Here is a 20,284-nt window from a genome sequence, read left to right as displayed (position 1 = left end):
ATGTTGCCAGGGATACTGGCAGCACATTCGCAGTTTGTTATCTCGGCGTAACAAAGAAAGTCCGACGGGTAACGGAGAGGCCAGAATCCGCAGGCATTTGAGCAACAACGCAGGTGCTCGCCAAGATTACTGTGAGATGAGCCACCTACTAGCGAGGGCTCCTCGCCGGAAATGCGGACAGCTGTCGCAACCGCCCGCCACTCGGCATATTTTCTGTTAAATACGTTGCGGTACAGCATATTTAAGTTCCTGAGAGATATCCCAGGAAACGGACAGCGAATTTTACTGCTGCTCACAGTGATTCATTGGCTGTTACGATCGCCAGAATCTTCTGGAGTAATTCAGTCCAGACCAAGAATTCGTGAAGGGGTCGAATCCTATGGACCAGTGCGTCATCGTCAGCGGTGATGACGCGCTGGCGACGACGATCATCGAGGAGCTGGAAAGAGCGGGCGCAAGCGTTGCCAAGCTCCTCGATTCTGAACTCGCCGGCGCTCGCGTCAAGACCGAACTCGCAGCTGCCGGTGTGGGGCACGCGTCGGCTGTCGTCTGCGCTGGAATCGACGACGCGACGAACCTCGAGATCGCACTGCTGGCGCGAAAGGCGAACCCCGACATTCGCGTCGTCGCCCGCCTGGCCAACGATGTGTTGCGGGAAGCAGTCGCCGCCGACGACGGGCCGAGTGCGATCCTTGGCGTCGCCGACCTGGCGGCGCCCGCAGTCGTCGAGGCGTGCCTTGCGCGCACCACGCACCCCTTCGAGGCGGCCGGGATGCAGTTCGTCGTCTTCGGCGCCGAGGCACCATACGATGCAACCCTGCGCGAGATCTACGGTGACCTCGCCCCAGTTGCAATTGTCAAGGGCGAAAATACTTTTAACCCCGGCGAGGTGCTGGTATGCCCGGGACGCGATATGCGGGTCAATGCGGGCGACTGGACGGCGATGATCGGCACCACCGACGAGGTGGCCGCCTGCGGCATCAAGGCCCCACGCCAGACCAGAACGCGTTCCCGCCAGTCTCGGCCGCGACGCCTGCTCGTCGCCGCGCGCGCCCTATCCAGTGAAGTCAACCCGGCGTTCTATCCGGTGATAGCCGCCCTGGGGATTCTGATCATCGGCTCGACGACGTTGCTGCACTTCTCCTACACACATCCGGGAATGTCGTGGGTCGACGCTTTCTATTTCACCAACGAGACGATCACCACGACGGGCTACGGTGACTTCAGCTTCGCCAGCCAGCCGACATGGCTGCGGATATACGCCGCCATTTTGATGTTGGGTGGCGTGACCACCACCGCGCTACTGGTCGCCTTCGTCGCCGACGTGATGCTGTCACGCCGGTTCGTCTGGTCATCCGGACGCCCACGGGCACGGCACCTGCGCAACCACGTCATCGTCGTCGGGCTCAGCGCGCTCGGCATCCGGGTCGTCAGCGATCTGACCTCGGAAGGATACGACGTGGCGGTGATCGAACGCGACCAGGGTAACCCATTCTTGTCGACGATGGCCGAACTCGACGTACCAGTTATCTTCGGGGACGCCACTTTACGACAAACGCTGGAAGCGGCCCGGGTTGAAACCGCCCGTGCGGTGGCCGTGTTGACCCGCGACGACATGGTCAACATCGAGACCGGGATCGTGCTTCGCGAGATGTTGAGCTCTGACGAGGGACCGGCCGGCAACCGGTGGGGTGGGGTCCCGGTGGTGCTGCGTGTCTACGACCACGACCTCGGATCCGCGGTCGCGCAGCGGTTCGGTTTCGAGAATGTTCGATCGACCGTTGAACTGGCCGCGCCGTGGTTCATCGGTGCCGCCATGGGTCTGCAAGTGCTGGGGACTTTTTCGGTGGGGAGCCGGTCTTTCTTGGTTGGCGGAATGCATGTGCAGGCCGACAGCGAGCTCGACGGGATGCAGATGTTCGAGTTGTCGACGCAGACCCGTGTCATTGCGATTACCCGGGAGGATGCCCCGGCCAATCTGCACCCGCGCCGCGATGCGCGGCTCAGCGCGGGAGACACCGTGTACCTCGTCGGCCCGTACCGGGAACTGCTGGCAACCCTGCGTAAGGGGCAGCAGTCAGCCGCCGCCAATGATGGGGACTACGAAGTCAAACGCCAGTCTGCATAGGCAGATACAGACTGATCGACTGTATTCCTAAGGGGGCATCCATATTGTTTTCGAATAGGCCTGGCATGTGATGGACTTCGCGACCTTACCGCCGGAAGTCAATTCCGCTCGCATGTACGCCGGGCCCGGTTCGGGACCCATGCTCGCGGCTGCCGAGGCCTGGGAAACGCTGGCGGCAGAACTGCATTCGACGGCCAACTCCTATGAATCGGTGGTGTCCGGGCTCACCGCGGGACCGTGGCTAGGGCCGTCCTCCGTGTCGATGGCAGCCGCCGCATCTTCGTATGTGACGTGGCTGAGCCGCACCGCCGCGCAGGCCGAACAGACGGCCAGTCAGGCCAGGGTGGTCATCGCCGCGTACGAGGCAGCGTTCGCCGCGACCGTCCCGCCGCCGGAGGTTGCGGCCAACCGCACCCAGCTGATGTCGTTGATTGCCACGAACGTGTTGGGGCAGAACACCCCGGCGATCGCGGCCACCGAGGCCCAGTACAGCGAGATGTGGGCGCAGGATGCCACCGCGATGTCCGCCTACTCGGGCTCGACGGCTTCGGCCATGCAGCTCACGCCGTTCGGCGCACCGCAGCAGACGACGAATCAAAGTGGCTCGGCGAGCCAGGCGAGCGCCCTCGAGCAGGCCGGCCAACTGGCGGCGGGGAATACGCAGGGCACAGTATCGCAAGCGTCGCAATCTCTTTCGGCAGTGCCGGCGCAACTGAGTGAATTTCTGACCGGCGGTTCATCCGAATCATTGTCACCTTTGGATGTGCTGGACGTGGGCGCCGACGTCATTGCGTACGGCTTGGACGCCCCGATGTCCCCGATGGGGGCGATATCGCTGCCGATCGACCTCGTCGGCGCTCAAACCGGTTTGCACACCGACGACATTGTCAGCGGCTGGGACGCCACGGGGGTTCCGTCGGCGGCCGTTGCGGAGACCGTGCCATCATCGGCGCCGGGGGGCGCCGCGAACCTTATTTCGACGAGGGTGGCCGCGGGATTGGGTGAGGCGAATACCGTCGGATCGCTGTCGGTACCGCCCACCTGGGCCGCGGCGACGCCGGCGGTGCGCCCGATCGCGCTGGCCTTGCCGGCGTTGCCGGCGGGCTTCGCACCGCAGGCGATGGCGCCCAGTTTGGAGAGCTCGTTCGGAGAGATGGCCCTGGCCGGCACGGCCGGACGTGCCATTCGCGATGGCTTCGGCGCCCGCGATCGTGAGCAACGCGCCAAGAATGCGGTGGAAATTCAGGCAGTTAGCGCGGCAGCCCCGAAGGTCGGGGATGAAGACACTGTCGCCGGGGGCGAGCCACGCACCGTGGTGACGGGAATCGCGGCCGAAATCCGTGACTTCGCCAGGCTGCGCGACGAAGGCCTGTTGACCGACCAGCAATTCATCGAGCAGCGAAATCGCCTGCTCGGGCTTTGACGTTAATGCACCGTCGACCGGCGACATCCAGCAATGGAATTGAATCTTAACGTCTGGCAAGGGAGCCGAATCGCTCCGTTCTCGCAGCTAAAAGTGCTGTCCCGCAGGGTATCTTGACCTCGTGCCGACGGCCGCAGAGTACGCCTCCGCGGTACAGGAGTATCCAGCCGCGCGGACCGCGGATCCCCCGCGTTGGAAGCCGATCGTGCTGCTCGCTTTGGCGGTGGGGCTGCAAAGCGCCGATGCCGGCACCGTGGGAGCCCTCGTTGTCCCGCTCACACAGTCATTTCACATCAACAACATTCAGGTCGGGCTGCTGGTCACCGTGTCGACAGGTGTGGGTGCTTTGGCCACGCTGCTGGCCGGGCCGCTCGCCGATCGCACCGCGCGAGTTCGCCTGCTGTGGATAGCGCTGCTGGCGTGTTCGGTCGCCATGGCGTTGAGCGCGGCCAGTCCCAACTACGGGTGCCTGCTGGCCTGCCGGGTGGGCCTGGGCGCCGGGATCGCGGTCTCCGGACCCGTGGTCGCCTCGCTGGTCGGTGATTACTTCAGGCCGGCCGAGCGCGGTCGGGTGTACGGGCTGGTGCTCGCCGGCGAAGGGACGTGTACGGCGATCGGGCTGCTGGTCGCGGGCGAACTGGGTGCGGTCAGCTGGCGGCTGGGTTTCGGTTGGCTGGCCGTGGTGGGGCTGCTACTCAGCATCGCCGTGGCGACGCTGCTGCGCGAACCGTTGCGCGGCAGCGTGGAGAATGCGCGGCGTCGCTCGGTCTGGCGGGACCTGCGCTGGCTGCTCTCGATCCGTACCAATGTCGTTCTGATCGCGGCGTCCTCGTTCGGCTACTTCTTCTCCACCGGGTTGAGCACCTTCGGGGTCGCATTGCTGTGCGGCCGGTTTCATATCGGCCAGTCGCCGGCGACGATGCTGATCGCCGTCCTCGGCGTCGGAGCGCTGACCGGCGTGCTCAGCACCGGACGTCTCGCCGACTGGCTGACCGACCGCGGTTACGTCAGCGCACGAATTGTGGTGGGCGGGGCGGCTTTTCTTGCAGCCGCGGTCTTGATGCTTCCCACGCTGCTCGCGGAGGACCTGCCGCTGGCGCTGGCATTCGCGTTTTTCGCCGGGGTCGCGTTGGGCGGAGTCAACCCGCCCCTCAACGCGGCAAGGCTGGACATCGTGGACTCGCGGCTGTGGGGCACGGCCGAGGCGCTGCGCAGCACCCTGGTCTCGGTATCGACGGGCTTGGCGCCGGTGGCGTTCGGCGCGGTGTCCACGGCACTGGGCAGCAGCCCGAGCGCGTTGGGCGACACCTTCCTCATCATGCTGGTCATGCCGATCGTCGCGGCGGGGCTGCTGATATGCCTGGCGCGCCGTACCTATCCGCGCGATGCCGCAACGGCGATGGCTTCCGAGCTGCTGACGGCGGCTTGTTGGTTGCCCAGGGTTACACCGCGGCGGTGGGCGCGGTCGTCGTCGTCGGTGAAGTTGCCGTCGGGGTTGAGGCAGTCGGCGAGGCGCTCGGCCAGGACGATCAACTGGTCGGGCTGGTACTGCGACGCCTGGCGGGCCAGGTCGGCTTCGGCGTGCGCGCGGGTGTCGGCATCGGCCCAGCCGGGCAACCGGTGATAGAAGCGCCGGATCACCGCGCCGTGTTCGACACCTTTTCCTCGGCGGTGGCTTCGCGGCAGCGGTGGCCGCCAACGCCGGCGGTAGGCGTCGTCGCAGCGTCTCGTAGCGCTCCAGCAATGCGAAGCACTCCTGAGTCGGCGCGGTCTCACAGTCCATCCCCACCACGGCATCCAACGTGGTATCGAGCGCGTCGAACAGCGCCTGGCGATCCGTGACAACACCTGAACTCATACCTCGAAACTAGACCAACCCACCGACAGAAACCGATGCCCAGAGATCACTGAATATAAGTGAAACAAGGGGTTTCGAAATGAATGTGGCAGCAGTATTGTCGCTCGGAGCCGGGCAAAAGCCACCAGGCTCAACTCCGCCAAAGGCGCCGGTGCTCAGAATTTGAGGCCGGAGAACATGATCTGGTTGGGGTCGTACTTCTGCCGCACGGAGGTCAGTTGCGACAGATTCGAGCCGAAGTAGCGCAACGCCGCGCTGTTGGGTTCCAGGTAGTTGACGTATCCGCCGACCGAAAACTGTTGTACCGCTTTGTGAGCAGAGCCCAGCCACTGCGTGGCGGCGGCAACCTGGTTGGCGGCGGGCTCGACGTACCACTGCAGCACCGCCGAGTGCTTGCGCCACGGGAATGCCGAATCTCCCGGAGCCACATCGGCGATCGCGCCACCTAGTGGATCCACCAGCAGCGAAGCCTGCCCAGCGGAGGCGGGCCATTGTCCGATCGCGGTGGCAATGGCGTGGGCCGCAGCAGAATTCACCGTCGGGATCACGTCGGATCCGGCCACGAAGCCCCGCGGCGGCGATGTCGAGCTGCCACCCGCCAGATACGTCACCAGATCCATGCGGTTCATCGTCTTGTTGGTCACCGCGCTGGGCTGCAAACCGACCGCGGCCTTGATCGCGTCGGTCACCCCGGCGGCACCACCGGCGGGACAGGTCGCCAGGATATGGCAGTCGGGCTGGTTCCCGCCGACCGCGAGATCGACCATGGCCCAAGCATTTCGGTCGGCGCTGCTCAGCCAGCTCTGCCAGCCGACAAGCACCTGGATCGCCGACGACGGGGCGAATTCAAGCCGAATGACGTCGGTGTCGCCGGTCGGGAAGGTCGCGAAGGTCATCGACGTCGTCACCCCGAAATTACCGCCACCGCCGCCGCGAAGTGCCCAGAACAGATCCGGATGATCGCTGGCGGACGCGGTCACCACGTCGCCGCTCGGAAGCACCACTGTCGCCGACTGCAGCGCGTCGCACGCCAGGCCGGCGTGCCGGGAATCGGCCCCTATCCCCCCGCCGAGCGTCAGCCCGGCGACACCGACGGTCGGGCAACTGCCCGTCGGGACGCCGCGACCGGCGCTGGCGCAGGCTTGGTGCACCGCCCACAGATTCGTCGCCGACGTGGCCGTGACATTGCCGCCGTCAAGGTTCACCCCGCCCGGAAGTCCGCGTAGGTCGAGCACCATCGTTCCGTTGGCGCTCGACGCGCCGGCGTAGGAATGCCCACCGCCACGCGGTGCGATCTTGAGCTTGTTGGCCGTGGCGAAGGCGACCGCCTTTTGCACGTCGGCTTGTGACGACACGGTGACGACGGCCGCCGGCTTGGAGTTGTTGTAGAACGAGTTGAATACCTGCTTGCTCGACGAGAATTGGGCTCCGCTCGCCGGCAGCAGAACACTGCCACCGATGGTGGATGCCAAGCCATTCCAGCCGGCGGTAGCGGCGCCGGGGTCTGCGGCAGCCCGTGCGGTCCCAAACACCGCGCCCGTCGCCAACATCGAAACGGCGCCGCGAAGAAACGTCTGGCGCGAGATCCCGTGATCCAGCGGACGGCTGCGATTCGTCGTCATAGGCCGGATTCTTAACCATTTCTCACTGAAGAGACCGACGTGGTGGCACGTGTCGGATCACAGTGTGGCCTCGATTGCCAAGGACGCGATCCGCCTTCGCCCGTGACGGTTCCCGCGTAATAACCGATGTCTCAGATGCGTCGCCCTCATGAAACGCATAGTGTGCAAACCTTGATCTCCCCGTGTCGCAAACGTGACCGCCATGGATCAGTCTTCCTAGTGTGATTCGAGTGCCTTCAGAGCACTCCGCGACAGATGGGGAAGCTGTCATGAAAGCAGTTGCTGCTGCGCATGGTTGGGTCTGGACGTTTCGCCATCAACCCCTGACTATCCGCTTGCTGGCCGCGGTGGCCGGCCTGCTCACGGTCGCCGCGGCCTTTGGGGCGCCGCCGGCAGAGGCGGATGCGCACCAAGACGACGACTTCATCGACGCGCTGAACCACGCCGGCGTCGACTTCGGCCAGCCCGGGAACGCGATGGCAGTGGGGGAATCCATCTGCCCGATGCTGGCCCAGCCCGGCGGCAGCTTCGCCGGGGCCGTCTCGAGCATCAGGCGCCAGGGCATGTCACCGGCGATGGCTCGGACGTTCACCACGATCGCGATTCAGACGTACTGCCCACAGGCGTTGGCAAACCTGGCCAACGGCAATATGCCCAACATGCCGGGCGGGGCCATGCCCAACACGCCCAACGGCATGATGCCCAACATGCCGGGCCGGGTCATGCCGAACATGCCGGGCGGGGCGATGCCCAACCTGCCCCAAATTACGGGCCCGGGGATCTAGCCCGTACCAAGCGGATCGATGGTCCAGGCGATATAGACCATCGCGGCCCCGACCGTCGCGGTGGTCATGAAGTCAATACCCTTGCTGCGCACCACCAATAGGCCCGCGCGATCATCGGACAGCGCCAACCGCAGCACCGCCGCGACGCCGACGGCGATACCGAGCAGCAGGGAACCGCGACGCCAGAAGTTGGTCCCCACCAACGCAAAAGCCATCGCGAAGATCAGTCCGACCAGCAAGATAGGCCACTGAGCTTTCGCTGCGGTCTTCGCCAGACTCATTGCCGCTCGGCCAGCTCTACGACGTTCGTCAGCAGGAAGGCCCGGGTCAACGGGCCGATGCCGCCGGGATTCGGCGACACATGCCCGGCGACCTCCCAGACGTCGGGATGCACGTCGCCGGCCAGTTTGCCGTCCACCCGGCTGACGCCCACGTCGAGCACCGCGGCGCCAGGGCGCACCATGTCGGCGGTCAGCAGGTGGGGCACACCGACGGCGGCGACGATGATGTCGGCCTGCCTGGTCAGCGCCGGCAGGTCACGAGTTCCGGTGTGGCACAACGTCACTGTCGCGTTCTCGGAGCGGCGCGTCAGCAGCAGTCCCAATGGGCGACCCACCGTGACACCGCGCCCGATGACGACCACGTGCGCACCGGCGATCTCGACGTCGTAGCGGCGCAGCAGGTGCACGATGCCGCGCGGGGTGCACGGCAGCGGGGCCGGGTTGTTGAGCACCAGCCGGCCCAGGTTGGTCGGGTGCAGGCCGTCGGCATCTTTGGCAGGGTCGATGCGCTCCAGCGCGGCGTTTTCGTCGAGATGCTTGGGCAGCGGCAACTGCACGATGTAACCGGTGCACTCGGGGTTGGCGTTCAGCTCGTCGATCGTTTCGTTCAGCTTGGCCGTCGAGATGTCGGCGGGCAGATCGCGGCGTATCGAGGTGATGCCGACCTTCGCGCAGTCGGAATGCTTGCCGCGCACGTACGCCTGGGAGCCAGGATCGTCGCCGACCAGGATCGTAGCCAGCCCGGGCGTGCGCCCCGCCGCGGTCAGTGCCGCCACCCGTTCCTTGAGGTCGACGAAGATCTCGTCGCGGGTGGCCTTGCCGTCCAGTGTGATTGCGCCCACGTCTCACAGTCTTCCATGCCAGAGGTTTAGGCTCCTCGCATGCCCGCTGACCAGCCCAGTCCCGCCGATGTGTTCAGCCCCGCGAAGCTCGGACCGATAACGCTGCGCAACCGGACGATCAAGTCCGCGACATTCGAAGCGCGCACGCCCGGCGCGCTGGTGAGCGACGACCTGATCGAATACCACCGGCTGCCGGCCGCCGGCGGGGTCGGCATGACGACCGTCGCCTACTGCGCCGTCTCGCCCGGCGGACGCACCGAGGGCAACGGACTCTGGATGCGCCCGGAGGCGGTGCCCGGGCTGCGCCGGCTCACCGACGCGATCCACGCCGAAGGCGCGGCGGTCAGCGCACAGATCGGCCACGCGGGTCCGGTCGCCAATGCCAAGTCCAACAAGGCCAAGGCGCTGGCGCCGGTGCGGTTCTTCAACCCGATCGGAATGCGGTTCGCCCGCAAGGCAACCCGCGACGACATCGAGGACGTGATCGCCGCGCACGCCGACGCGGCCCGGTTCGCCATGGAAGCCGGCTTCGACGCCGTCGAAATTCATTTGGGCCACAACTATTTTGCGAGTTCGTTCCTGTCTCCGCTGATCAACCGTCGCGACGACGAGTTCGGTGGATCGCTGGAGAACCGGGCCAAGGTCGCCCGCGGCATGGTGATGGCCGTTCGGCGCGCGGTGGACAAAGAGGGAACGCCGATCGCGGTCACCGCCAAGCTCAACATGGCCGACGGCGTGCGCGGCGCCATCACCACCGAAGAGTCGCTGACCACCGCCAAGTGGCTGCAGGACGACGGCGGCCTGGACGCGATCGAGCTCACGGCCGGCAGCTCGCTGGTCAACCCGATGTATCTGTTCCGCGGCGACGCCCCGCTCAAGGAGTTCGCCGGTGCGTTCAAGCCGCCGCTGCGCTGGGGCATGCGCATGACGGGCACCAAGTTCCTGCGCGAATACGCTTATCGCGAGGCATATCTGCTGCGTGATGCCAAGCTGTTTCGCGCCGAGCTGTCGATGCCGTTGATTCTGCTCGGCGGCATCACCAACCGGGAGACGATGGATCTCGCGATGTCCGAGGGATTCGAGTTCGTCGCGATGGCCCGGGCGTTGCTGGCCGAGCCGGATTTGATCAATCGACTCGCCGCCGACGGCGCCCGGCACAGCGTCCATTCGGCGTGCACGCACTGCAATCGCTGCATGCCGACGATCTACACCCGGACCCGGTGCGTCGTCACCGGGGCGCCCGACTCGGTCGCGTAACAGGCCCGACGTGCCGCATCGGTGCGGATGGTCAACGAAGTCCACGGGCTAGAGTTGTGGCGATGAACGCACCAGCCGCGCCGACGTTAACCGTTCGGTACGACGGGTCGGAACGCACCTTCGCAGCAGGTCACGACGTGGTGGTGGGGCGCGACCTCCGGGCCGACATGCGCATCACGCACCCGCTGATTTCGCGTGCCCATCTGCTGCTTCGCTTTGACCAGGGCCGGTGGCTGGCGATCGACAACGGTTCCCTCAACGGCACTTTCGCCAACGGCCGGAAGGTGCCGGTCGTCGACATCCATGACGGCCAGAGCGTCAACATCGGAAACCCGGACGGGCCGTTGCTGACCTTCGAGGTCGGCCGGCACCAGGGAATGGCCGGGCGGCCGCCGCAAACCGAGTCGATGGGCATCCCGGCGGCGCACGCCGCGGCAGCCTGGCCTTCGTCACAGGCGTCGGGGCAGCCGGGGCATCCGCTGGCCGCTCCGCCCGGTCCGCCGCCGGGCCGACAGGCCAACTGGGGCGGACCGCCACCACCACGGCCGCATCCCGGCGCGCCCGGTCAGCGGCCGGGCCCGCCGGGACAGCCGGTTTACCCGACCTCGGTGGCGCGACCGCCCGCCTATCCTCCCGGTCCCCCGCCCAACTACCCCCCGCCGCAAATATCCGGTGCGGCGCCGATGCCTGCCGCACCACAGACCCAGATGTCGCCCGTCGTCGAGGCCAAACCTGCCGAGGTGGGGAACCTGGCGACCAAGATGTTCCAGGCGTTGCTGCCTTCTCGGTCCGGAGCGATGCAGAAGCCGACCGGCTCGCTGACGATCGGCCGCGCCACCGACAACGACATCGTCATCCAAGACGTGCTGGCCTCGCGCCATCACGCGTTCTTGACCCAGACACCACTGGGCACCGAGATTCGCGACGCGCACAGCATCAACGGGACCTTCGTCAACGGCGTCCGCGTCGGCTCGGCGGTGCTGACCGAGGGTGACGTGGTCACGATCGGCAACGTCGACCTGGTCTTCACCCGCGACACCCTGGTCCGGCGCACCGAAGCCGCCACGCGCACCGGCGGGCTCGAAGTGAACTCGGTCTGTTTCACCGTCGATGGCGGTAAGCAACTGCTCGACCACATCTCGCTGACCGCCCGCCCCGGCACGCTGACCGCCATCATCGGCGGGTCCGGGGCCGGTAAGACCACGCTGTCGCGGCTGATCGCCGGATACACCAGCCCCAGCTCCGGCACCGTGACCTTCGAGGGCCACAACATCCACACCGAATACGCGTCGCTGCGCAGCAGGATCGGAATGGTCCCCCAGGACGACGTCGTGCACCGGCAGCTGACGGTCAACCAAGCCTTGGGCTACGCGGCCGAGCTCCGGCTGCCCCCCGACACCAGCAAGGCCGACCGCGAGCGGGTGGTGTCCCAGGTGCTCGAGGAACTCGAGCTGACCAAGCACGCCGACACCCGCGTCGACAAGCTCTCCGGCGGCCAGCGCAAACGCGCCTCGGTGGCCCTGGAACTGCTCACCGGGCCGTCGCTGTTGCTTCTCGACGAACCCACCACCGGCCTGGACCCGGCGCTGGACCGTCAGGTGATGATGATGCTGCGCCAGCTGGCCGACGCCGGCCGCGTGGTGCTGGTGGTCACCCACTCGGTGTCTTACCTCGACGTCTGCGATCAGCTGTTGCTGGTTGCGCCCGGCGGCAAGACGGCGTTTCTGGGTCCGCCCAGCCAGATCGGCGCGGCGATGGGCACCACCAACTGGGCCGACATCTTCGCCAAGGTGGGCGCCGACCCCGACGAAGCCAACCGCCGCTTCCGGGAGGAAAACCAGCAGCAGCCGCAGGTACCCGCCGAACACAGCCCGGCCGCCGATTTGGGCGAGCCGGTACACGCCGACATATTTCGCCAGTTCTCCACGATTGCGCGCCGCCAGATACGGCTGGTCATCTCCGACCGCGGTTACACGGTGTTCCTGGCGCTGTTGCCTTTCCTGATCGGCATCCTCACCCTGACCGTTCGTGGCAACAGCGGATACGGCATGTCCGACCCGCTGGGCAACAATCCCGCTCAGCCCGACCAGATTCTGGTCATGCTCAACGTCGGCGCCGTGTTCATGGGTACCGCGCTGACGATCCGCGACCTGATCGGCGAGCGACCCATCTTCAAACGCGAACAGGCGGTCGGCCTCTCCACGGCCGCCTATATGGGCGCCAAGATCGTGGTCTTCTCGACGTTCGCGATCGTTCAGGCGGCGATCGCCACGGCCATCTCCGTGATCGGGTGGGGCCAACCGATCTCGAATGCCGTGATCCTGGGCAACGTCAACTTCGAACTGTTCGTCACCGTGGCCGCGACGTGTGTGGGTGCGGCACTGCTCGGCATGGCGCTGTCGGCGCTGGCCCAGTCCCAAGACCAGATCATGCCGATGCTGGTGGTGTCGATCATGAGCCAGCTGGTGTTCTCCGGCGGCATGATCTGGGTGACCAACCGGGCCGTGCTCGATCAGTTGTCGTGGGTTACGCCGGCCCGGTGGGGCTTCGCGGCGTCGGCGTCGACGATCGACACCCACCGGTTGATCCCGGGTCCGACCGACCCGAAGGACCAGCACTGGAATCACACCAGGGGCGCCTGGCTTTTCGATATGGCCATGCTCGGCCTGCTGTGCATCGGCTATAGCGCGATCGTGTGGTGGAAGATCCGGCTGAAGCGACGCTGACCTGATGAACGGCCCTTCGCAACCGGTGCTGACTGTTCGGTCCAACCGATCCGAAGTCAGTTTCGCCCCCGGCGGCGAGGTGATCGTCGGGAGCGACGTGCGCGCCGACCTACGCGTGGCACACCCGCTGGTTAGCCGCGCACACTTGTTGCTGCGCTTCGATCGCGGCAGATGGGTTGCGCTGGACAACAACTCGCGCAACGGCGTCTTCGCTGACGGCCGGCGGGTGCCGACGCTCGACATCCATGACGGCCAAGCCCTCAACCTCGGCGCCCCCGATGGGCCGCGGATCACCTTCGCGGTCGGACATCACCGGGGCACGGTCGGTCTGCTGCCGCCGACGTCGCAGGCGGTCCCGACGATCCCGCCGCCGCCCGGCGGATACCAGGGTCGGCCCACCGACGCGCTGCACACCACCGCCGTGCCGATCGTCCGGCCTACCGTGACGACCCGGGCCGTCCCCAACCATGCGACCCGAGGGCCGCAACCCGCGGGGGCCGACACATCGCGGCTTCCAACCAGGGGATGGAAGGTCGTCGGACCCGGTGGGCACGGGCGGACCGGGGGTACCGCCTGGATCGGTCGTGAGCTGGACAACGACATCGTCATCCATGACGTGCTGGCGTCGCGCCATCATGCGTTCCTGGAACCGACACCCGGGGGCATCGAGATCCGCGACGCCAACAGCATCAACGGCACGTTCGTCAACGGCATCCGGGTCGGGCAGGCCCTGCTGTCCGAGGGCGACGTGGTCACCATCGGCAACGTCGACCTGGTGTTCACCGCCGGCATGCTGGCCCGCCGCCGGGAAGCGGCGACCCGCGCCGGCGGCCTGGAGGTGCGGCAGGTCGGCTTCGCGATCAACGGCAAGGACCTGCTCCAGCAGATCTCGATGACGGCCCGGCCCGGCACGCTGACCGCCATCATCGGCGGGTCCGGCGCGGGGAAGTCGACGCTGTCGCGGTTGATCGCCGGCTACACCACCCCGACCGCCGGGGCGGTCACCTTCGAGGGCCACAACATCCACACCGCTTACGCGTCGCTGCGCAGCAGGATCGGCATGGTCCCGCAGGACGACGTCGTGCACCGCCAGCTGACGGTCAACCAGGCGCTGGGCTACGCCGCCGAACTCCGGCTGCCGCCCGACACCAGCAAGGCCGACCGCGACCAGGTCGTCGCGCAGGTCCTCGACGAACTGGGACTGACTCCGCACGCCGAGACCCGCGTCGACAAGCTGTCGGGCGGGCAACGCAAGCGCGCCTCGGTGGCCCTCGAGTTGCTGACCGGACCGTCGCTGCTGATCCTCGACGAGCCGACCTCGGGGCTGGACCCGGCGCTGGACCTGCAGGTGATGACGATGCTGCGGCAACTGGCCGACGCCGGCCGCGTCGTCCTGGTCGTCACGCACTCGCTGACCTATCTCGACGTCTGCGACCAGGTGCTGCTGATGGCGCCCGGCGGCAAGATCGCGTTCCTGGGCCCACCCGGCCACATCGGCGACGCGATGGGAACCACCAACTGGGCCCAGATCTTCGCCAAGGTCGGCGCCGATCCCGACGAGGCCAACCGCCGCTTCCTGGAACGGCAGGAACGCACGCTACCCACCCGCGCGCAGACGCCGGCCGATCTGGGCGCCCCGGCGCGCACCAGCAGGCTGCGCCAGTTCTCCACGATCGCGCGGCGCCAGATCCGGTTGATCATCTCCGACCGCGCCTATTTCGCATTCCTGGCCGTGCTGCCCTTCATCCTGGGTGCGCTGTCACTGACCGTTCCCGGCGATACCGGGTTCGGCGTCGCCGACCCGAACGGCGAGACCCCCGACGAGGCCGCACAGATCCTGACGCTGCTGTCGATCGCCGCCGTCTTCATGGGGACCGCGTTGACGATCCGCGACCTGATCGGCGAGCGTCCGATCTTCCAGCGCGAGCAGGCGGTGGGCCTGTCCACCGGGGCCTACCTGAGCGCGAAGATCAGCGTGTTCTGCGCCTTCGCCATCGTCCAGGCGGTGATCGTGACAGGCATCGTGCTGCTGGGCAAGGGCGCGCCCACCCAGCCGGCGCTGCTGCTCGGCAACCCTGGTTTCGAGCTGTTCGCCACCGTCGCCGCGACGTGCGTGGCCTCGGCGATTCTCGGCATGGTGCTGTCGTCGATCGCCCGGTCCAACGAACAAATCATGCCGCTGCTGGTGGTCTCGCTGATGCTGCAGCTGGTGCTCGCCGGCGGCTTGATTCCGGTGACCGGCCGGATCTTCCTCGACCAGCTGTCCTGGCTGATGCCGTCGCGCTGGGGCTACGCGGCATCGGCGGCCGCGGTCAATCTGCGGGCCCTGGCACCGGTCGGCCCGAAGGACAGCCACTGGGCGCACCAGGACAGCGCGTGGCTGCTCGACATGGGGATGCTGGGCGCGCTGTCGGTGATCTACTCCGTCATCGTGTGGTGGCGCATCCGGCTGAAGCGCTAGTCGGATGCGGCATCCAGCCGTAACCCGTGCGCCAGGGCGAACGCCATGGCCTGCGGGACATCCACCCGCGCCCCGGTCAGTGTCGCGGTACGCCACAACGCGGGATCCGCGGTCGCGCCGCGCAGATCGGCGTCGTCGAGGCGGGTGCCGGTCGTCCGAGCCCCGGACAGGTCGGCGCCACGCAACAGGGCCTTGCGCAGGTCGGTCTCCACCAGGCTGGTCTCCCGCAGCCGGCAACCGCTCAAGTCGATGCCCCGCAGGTCGTTGCCGCCGAGCACCGCGAGCGTGAAATCCACCTCGTCGAGCTTGATCGGCCGCAGCCGGCAGTGCACAAAGATCGATCCCAGCATGCTGCACTGCGCAAATATGCTGTGCCACAAGGTTGTTCGCTCGAATTTGCAGTTGCGAAAGGCCGATGCCCGGTGCCTCGACTCCGCCAGATCGGCGCCGCTGAAATCACATTCGCTGAACACGACCCGTTCCGTGCACAACCGGCTCAGGTCTTCGTCGCGGAAATCGCGGCCCGTGAACTCGCAATCGGCCCACTGCTGCAACGCGGTCAGCTACCCACGGGCGACGAGAGCCGGTGCAATGCGTATTCGCTGACCGCGATCAGCGCATCAGTCGCCGAACGCCGATCCCTGGCATCGACGTTGATCACCGGAATGTGCGGGGGCAGGATCAGTGCCTCGCGCACGGCGTCCACGGGATACTTTGGCGCACCGTCGAATTGGTTGACCGCGATCAGGAACGGCAGCTTGCGGTGCTCGAAGAAGTCGACCGCGGCGAAGCTGTCCTGCAGGCGGCGGCAGTCGACCAGGACGATCGCGCCGATGGCACCACGTACCAGGTCGTCCCACATGAACCAGAACCGCCGCTGCCCCGGGGTGCCGAACAGATAGAGCACCAGGTCCCGGTCCAGCGTGATCCGGCCGAAGTCCATTGCCACCGTGGTCGTCCGCTTCTGGGGCGTGGCCTCGAGCATGTCGACGCCGGCCGAGGCATCGGTGACGATCTCCTCGGTGCGCAGCGGCATGATCTCCGAGACCGCCCCGACGAACGTGGTCTTGCCGGCGCCGAACCCGCCCGCGACGACGATCTTCGTCGAGGCGCTGGCGCCGGACTCAGAGTGCTTTAAGGCCACGCAGCGTCCTTCCTATGAGTTCGTGGCGCTCATCACGGGTCGACTGCTCGGTCAGCGTTCTATGCACCCGAAGGTAACCGGACAGGACCAGATCACCGACCAGCACCCGCGTGACTCCGACCGGCAGATTCAGCCGTGCCGAAATCTCCGCGACGGACGGGCTTTTGACACACAGTCCGATGATCTTGCCTCTCGCATCGTCGATCGGCCACCGGTGAGCCCGCCCGGCCTGCAACGTCTGAATCGGCGCCTCCAGCGGGAGGTCGACGCCGGCGTTGGTCCGCCCGCCCGTCAGGGTGTACGGGCGGACCAGGCTCGCCTCAGGTGAGGACGGCCCGGGTTCGCGTTTGTCCATCGCGGCTCACGAGTGCCGGGTGCTCGGCGACGATGCAGGCCGTGTCGCGGCCTGAGGAGGAGCCGAGCGATCGGGTACAGAACGGCGGGTGGACTGCACGACGCCGCCCACCCGTTCGACAAGGATGGCCATCTCGTATCCGATCTGGCCGATATCGCATGACGTCTCGGCCAGCGTCGCCAGGTGCGAACCGTCGCCGACGCGCATCAACAACAAATAGCCGTTCTGCATCTCGACCACCGACTGCAGCACCTGCCCACCGTCAAACAGCTGCGCGGCACCGGTCGCGAGGCTGGCCAGCCCGGACGCGACCGCGGCCAGCTGGTCGGCTCGCTCCCGGGGCAGCAGCTCGCTGGCGGCGATGGGCAGACCGTCCACGGACACCAGCAGCGCATGCGCGACACCGGGGACCTCGCGGGCGAACTTCGTCACCAGCCAGTCCAGGGAGCTGCCGGGAGACGTCATTCCTCGTCGGGTCCTTGACTCGAGTGGCGGGCGTGCGACCGTCCGCTGCGCACACCGCCGAAATGGCTGCTGAACGAGGCGCGGACCGCCTCGGGATCGCGGGCGGCATGCAGGCCGTTGCTCGATCCTACGAGGGATTCGTCGGCGTCCTGGCTGCGGTGCTGCTGGTCGGAGACGCCGACGCCGTTGGCCGCTCCCGGCACCAGCCGGGCCCCGGGCGTGCGCACCGGCAAGCCGTGCTCGGCCGTGCGCTCCTCGACGGGTTTGTGCTCGGCCTCGGCGGCCAGCGACCAGCCGCGGTCCCACACCGATTGCCAGTCCAAGTCCGGGCTGTTGACCAGGTCGTGCGGGTCACCCATCATCTCCGAGAGCATCCGCCGGTAGATCACATCGTCCTTCGACCCGCCGGCAGCGGGGCCTTGCGGCGGGGCGGGCGGAGCGACTGGGGTGGGTGGCGGGTTGCCGGGCCCGCGCGGCCGCGCCGCGAAGAACGCCGAGGTGTCCGACACCGACGGGGTCGGCTTCGGTGCTTTCGGCGGTGGCGCCGCCTCCGGCCGCCGTTGGTTCTCGTTCTCCCAATAGGGAGTAGCCAGCTCACGCCGGGGTGACTGCTGCGCGGCGGGTGGAGCGGGAACGTCGGTGATGCCGCTGGATCCGGGGCTGCGGCGGGGCAACAACGAGATCGGCGGAGGCGCCTCACCGGCTCCGTTGTCGGCTGCCGGCGCGGCGGGGCGCTGCCGCGTCCCGCCGTTCACACCGTCGGGCGCCGCGATCGCACTGGCCAGTTTGGCGCTCGGCGACGAGACCGCGCGGATTCGTTCCCGCGGCACCGCGGAGGCTTCGGCCGGGCCGTCGTGGAAGCCCTCCAGCAACGCCGGCGGCAGGTAGATCTCGGCGGTCGTGCCGGAGCCCGCCTCGTCCGGTGCCGGACCGCGCAGCCCGACCCGGATGCCGTGCCTCGCGGCGATCCGGCCCACCACGAAAAGCCCCATGTGGCGGGCATTGTCGGGGGTGACCTCACCGCCGGCCTGCAGCCGCATGTTGGCCATGCGCCGATCGGCGTCGTTCATCCCCAGGCCCGAGTCGGCGATGCGCAGCACCACGCCGCCGTCGCCGCCCCGTGCCGCGGAGATCCGGGCGAACGTCGACGGCGGCGAGTAGCGCAGGGCGTTGTCGATCAGCTCGGCGAACAGATGGATGGCCCCACCGGCGGCCGCACCGATCAGCATGCAGTCGGGCAGCCCGGCGATTTGGACCCGGCGGTAATCCTCGACCTCGGACACGGCGGCGTTGATCACGGTCGATAGTCCGACCGGCTCACGCTGGTCGCGGGCCAGCTGGGCACCGGCGAGCACCAGCAGGTTGGCACTGTTGCGGCGCAGCCGCGCGGCCAGGTGATCCAACCGGAAGAGGCTGTCGAGGCGCTCGGGATCCTCTTCGTTGCGCTCCAGCCGGTCGATCAACGATAACTGTTGATCGACCAGTGACCGGCTGCGCCGCGACATCGTCTCGAACATGTCGTTGACCAGCAGTCGCAGGCGCGCCTCGTCGCCGGCCAGCAACAGGGCCTGGGTGTGCAGTTCGTCCACCGCGTGCGCAACCTGGCCGATCTCCTCGGTGGTGTACACCGGCAATGGAGCCGGAATCGGTTCGGCGCCACCGGCTTTGACGTGGGCGATCTCCTCCTCGAGGTCGGTATGGGCGACCTTGAGCGCGCCGTCGCGCAGCGCTCGCAGCGGCACCACCAGCGCACGCGCCATCAGCAAGACGATGATCAGTGCGATCACGATGGCGGCCAGCACCAGGACGCCGTCGACGATCGCGGCGTTACGCCGGTCGCTGGCTTGGGTTTGCACCGACTTGGTCACCGACGCGGTGGCGTCGGCGATGACCCGCTCGGCGATCGAGTCGGTGGTTTGGATCGAGCGCAGCAAGTCCGGGTTGTCGACGAGCACGCTGGCCGGATCGGACATGATCGCCATCCGGGTCACCATTTGCTGCTGCAGTGTCTTGGCGTCGGGCGAGCCCACACCGAGCACTTGGCTCATGCCGAACAGCGTCGACGGTTCGGTGCCGGCCAAGGTGATCATCGACGTACGCAGCTGCGGCTCGGGCAGCTCGGCGCCGCGGGTCACCAAGATCTCCTGCATCGTCATCTGGCCGCGGGCGCCGACTGCCCGGCTCAAACCCTGTGCCTGCGCACGGATCTGCTCGTCGTCCACGCGTACCGAGGCGTTGATGACGTCCTCGGCCGTCAGCAGCAGCGGCGCATAGGTGGTCACCCGGTCCCGCAAACCAATGCTGTTGTCGGCCACCTTGTCCAGCAGCGATTGACCGCCGCCCAGCAGGGTGCTCACCCCCGAGCGGACGTCGGGAATGACGTCGGTGTCGGCCAGTCGCTGCTGCAGTTCGCCCTTGCGCGCGGCGTAGTTCTTCTCGGCACCCCCGACATCGCGTCCGGTGGAGTTCGCCAACAACGCGACATCCAAAGCCGACATGTATTTGGTGAGCGTCGGCAGCAAGTCGGCGCGAGCGGCGGCAAGGCGTAGACCGCTGGAGCTCGACATTGCGGTGTTGACGCGTAGTCCGCCGAACACCGCCGCCAGGACCAGCGGGACCAGCACAATCGCCAGGACCTTCCACCGGACCGGCCAGTTGCTCGGCGACCAGGTCGGCGGGCGTTTCGCGGGGGCCGCCGCGGTGGCGTGGACTTTGGCGGACTCGGGGGGCGCCGCCTCGACCGGCGTGGCCGGGCGATTGAACATGGTCATGCGGTGCCGCCCGTTGCGCCGACACTGCGCGTCGAATGAAACGAGAGACTCATGAACTTCCTGCTTTTATTCCGCTCCCCCCGCGTCGATACTCGCGAGCGGTGAACGCGTGGCAATTCGACGAGTATGACAGCCCGCGGCCCGGGTCACCAGAATCCCTACTGAG

15 protein-coding genes and 1 pseudogene are annotated in these 20,284 nt (G+C 67.2%); 7 read left to right on the top strand and 9 right to left on the bottom strand.

Annotated elements, in window-relative coordinates; translation table 11 throughout:
- Positions 1-379 precede the first annotated feature (379 nt).
- The 3 genes and pseudogenes from OK015_RS07305 to OK015_RS07295 all read left to right on the top strand — a co-directional run.
- Positions 380-2,128, top strand: a complete 1,749-nt coding sequence (locus tag OK015_RS07305) for an NAD-binding protein (protein WP_268130335.1) — start codon at positions 380-382, stop codon at positions 2,126-2,128.
- A 70-nt stretch (positions 2,129-2,198) separates the two neighbouring features.
- The gene (locus OK015_RS07300; RefSeq protein WP_268130333.1) at positions 2,199-3,551 is read left to right on the top strand and encodes a PPE family protein; all 1,353 of its coding nucleotides are present in this window, start codon (positions 2,199-2,201) and stop codon (positions 3,549-3,551) included.
- A 121-nt stretch (positions 3,552-3,672) separates the two neighbouring features.
- Positions 3,673-4,650: pseudogene (locus tag OK015_RS07295) on the top strand (MFS transporter); the annotation flags it as partial.
- A gap of 275 nt (positions 4,651-4,925) precedes the next feature.
- Here the strand turns inward: OK015_RS07295 and OK015_RS07290 are convergent.
- Both OK015_RS07290 and OK015_RS07285 read right to left on the bottom strand, forming a co-directional pair.
- Positions 4,926-5,348 carry a DUF222 domain-containing protein gene (locus OK015_RS07290; RefSeq protein WP_442791218.1) on the bottom strand — a complete coding sequence of 141 codons (423 nt, stop codon included), beginning with the start codon at positions 5,346-5,348 and terminating at the stop codon, positions 4,926-4,928.
- Positions 5,349-5,564: 216 nt separating this feature from the next.
- A complete protein-coding gene (locus OK015_RS07285; RefSeq protein WP_268132508.1) occupies positions 5,565-7,007 on the bottom strand; it encodes an FAD-dependent oxidoreductase in 1,443 nt (480 codons plus the stop codon).
- Between the two features lie 293 nt (positions 7,008-7,300).
- Between OK015_RS07285 and OK015_RS07280 the strand changes: the two genes are divergently transcribed.
- Positions 7,301-7,816, top strand: a complete 516-nt coding sequence (locus OK015_RS07280) for a DUF732 domain-containing protein (protein ID WP_268130331.1) — start codon at positions 7,301-7,303, stop codon at positions 7,814-7,816.
- Here the strand turns inward: OK015_RS07280 and OK015_RS07275 are convergent.
- Together OK015_RS07275 and OK015_RS07270 are read right to left on the bottom strand one after the other, a co-directional pair.
- Positions 7,813-8,097, bottom strand: coding sequence for a DUF3017 domain-containing protein (locus OK015_RS07275; RefSeq protein WP_442791217.1), 285 nt, complete (start codon positions 8,095-8,097; stop codon positions 7,813-7,815). The two genes, OK015_RS07280 and OK015_RS07275, sit on opposite strands and share 4 nt — an antisense overlap.
- Entirely contained in the window at positions 8,094-8,939 is an 846-nt protein-coding gene (locus tag OK015_RS07270; protein ID WP_268130329.1) for a bifunctional methylenetetrahydrofolate dehydrogenase/methenyltetrahydrofolate cyclohydrolase, read from the bottom strand. Before OK015_RS07270 ends, OK015_RS07275 begins: the two co-directional genes overlap by 4 nt.
- Positions 8,940-8,978: 39 nt before the next feature.
- Between OK015_RS07270 and OK015_RS07265 the strand changes: the two genes are divergently transcribed.
- The 3 genes from OK015_RS07265 to OK015_RS07255 all read left to right on the top strand — a co-directional run bounded on the left by OK015_RS07265 (position 8,979) and on the right by OK015_RS07255 (position 15,383).
- A complete protein-coding gene (locus OK015_RS07265; RefSeq protein ID WP_268130327.1) occupies positions 8,979-10,196 on the top strand; it encodes an NADH:flavin oxidoreductase in 1,218 nt (405 codons plus the stop codon).
- Between the two features lie 62 nt (positions 10,197-10,258).
- Entirely contained in the window at positions 10,259-12,922 is a 2,664-nt protein-coding gene (locus OK015_RS07260) for an ATP-binding cassette domain-containing protein (RefSeq protein WP_268130326.1), read from the top strand.
- Between the two features lie 4 nt (positions 12,923-12,926).
- The gene (locus tag OK015_RS07255) at positions 12,927-15,383 is read left to right on the top strand and encodes an ATP-binding cassette domain-containing protein (protein WP_268130325.1); all 2,457 of its coding nucleotides are present in this window, start codon (positions 12,927-12,929) and stop codon (positions 15,381-15,383) included.
- On the opposite strand, the gene OK015_RS07250 is transcribed toward OK015_RS07255, so the two are convergent.
- Genes OK015_RS07250 through OK015_RS07230 form a run of 5 tightly spaced genes read right to left on the bottom strand, consistent with a single transcriptional unit; the run spans position 15,380 to position 20,118 of the window.
- Positions 15,380-15,937: a pentapeptide repeat-containing protein gene (locus tag OK015_RS07250; protein WP_268130323.1), complete on the bottom strand. Its 558-nt coding sequence runs from the start codon at positions 15,935-15,937 to the stop codon at positions 15,380-15,382. The genes OK015_RS07255 and OK015_RS07250 overlap by 4 nt on opposite strands.
- A 5-nt stretch (positions 15,938-15,942) precedes the next feature.
- Positions 15,943-16,527, bottom strand: coding sequence for a GTP-binding protein (locus OK015_RS07245; RefSeq protein ID WP_268130321.1), 585 nt, complete (start codon positions 16,525-16,527; stop codon positions 15,943-15,945).
- Positions 16,508-16,882: a DUF742 domain-containing protein gene (locus tag OK015_RS07240; protein WP_268130320.1), complete on the bottom strand. Its 375-nt coding sequence runs from the start codon at positions 16,880-16,882 to the stop codon at positions 16,508-16,510. The genes OK015_RS07245 and OK015_RS07240 overlap by 20 nt, the downstream gene beginning before the upstream one ends.
- Positions 16,883-16,888: 6 nt before the next feature.
- Positions 16,889-17,347 carry a roadblock/LC7 domain-containing protein gene (locus OK015_RS07235; protein WP_268130318.1) on the bottom strand — a complete coding sequence of 153 codons (459 nt, stop codon included), beginning with the start codon at positions 17,345-17,347 and terminating at the stop codon, positions 16,889-16,891.
- On the bottom strand, positions 17,344-20,118 hold the full coding sequence (locus tag OK015_RS07230; RefSeq protein ID WP_268130316.1) for a sensor histidine kinase: 2,775 nt from the start codon (positions 20,116-20,118) through the stop codon (positions 17,344-17,346). The genes OK015_RS07235 and OK015_RS07230 overlap by 4 nt, the downstream gene beginning before the upstream one ends.
- Positions 20,119-20,284: the final 166 nt, after the last annotated feature.

Source organism: Mycobacterium sp. Aquia_216, from assembly GCF_026723865.1.
In the GTDB taxonomy this organism is placed as follows: domain Bacteria; phylum Actinomycetota; class Actinomycetes; order Mycobacteriales; family Mycobacteriaceae; genus Mycobacterium.
This window is presented reverse-complemented; position numbering and strand designations above follow the sequence as displayed.

Coding starts and splice junctions, on each gene's coding strand:
- OK015_RS07305 (WP_268130335.1), top strand. CDS start 380: ATGGACCAGTGCGTCATCGTCAGCGGTGATGACGCGCTGGCGACGACG.
- OK015_RS07300 (WP_268130333.1), top strand. CDS start 2,199: ATGGACTTCGCGACCTTACCGCCGGAAGTCAATTCCGCTCGCATGTAC.
- OK015_RS07290 (WP_442791218.1), bottom strand. CDS start 5,348: ATGCCGTGGTGGGGATGGACTGTGAGACCGCGCCGACTCAGGAGTGCT.
- OK015_RS07280 (WP_268130331.1), top strand. CDS start 7,301: ATGAAAGCAGTTGCTGCTGCGCATGGTTGGGTCTGGACGTTTCGCCAT.
- OK015_RS07275 (WP_442791217.1), bottom strand. CDS start 8,097: ATGAGTCTGGCGAAGACCGCAGCGAAAGCTCAGTGGCCTATCTTGCTG.
- OK015_RS07265 (WP_268130327.1), top strand. CDS start 8,979: ATGCCCGCTGACCAGCCCAGTCCCGCCGATGTGTTCAGCCCCGCGAAG.
- OK015_RS07260 (WP_268130326.1), top strand. CDS start 10,259: ATGAACGCACCAGCCGCGCCGACGTTAACCGTTCGGTACGACGGGTCG.
- OK015_RS07255 (WP_268130325.1), top strand. CDS start 12,927: ATGAACGGCCCTTCGCAACCGGTGCTGACTGTTCGGTCCAACCGATCC.
- OK015_RS07240 (WP_268130320.1), bottom strand. CDS start 16,882: ATGGACAAACGCGAACCCGGGCCGTCCTCACCTGAGGCGAGCCTGGTC.
- OK015_RS07235 (WP_268130318.1), bottom strand. CDS start 17,347: ATGACGTCTCCCGGCAGCTCCCTGGACTGGCTGGTGACGAAGTTCGCC.
- OK015_RS07230 (WP_268130316.1), bottom strand. CDS start 20,118: ATGACCATGTTCAATCGCCCGGCCACGCCGGTCGAGGCGGCGCCCCCC.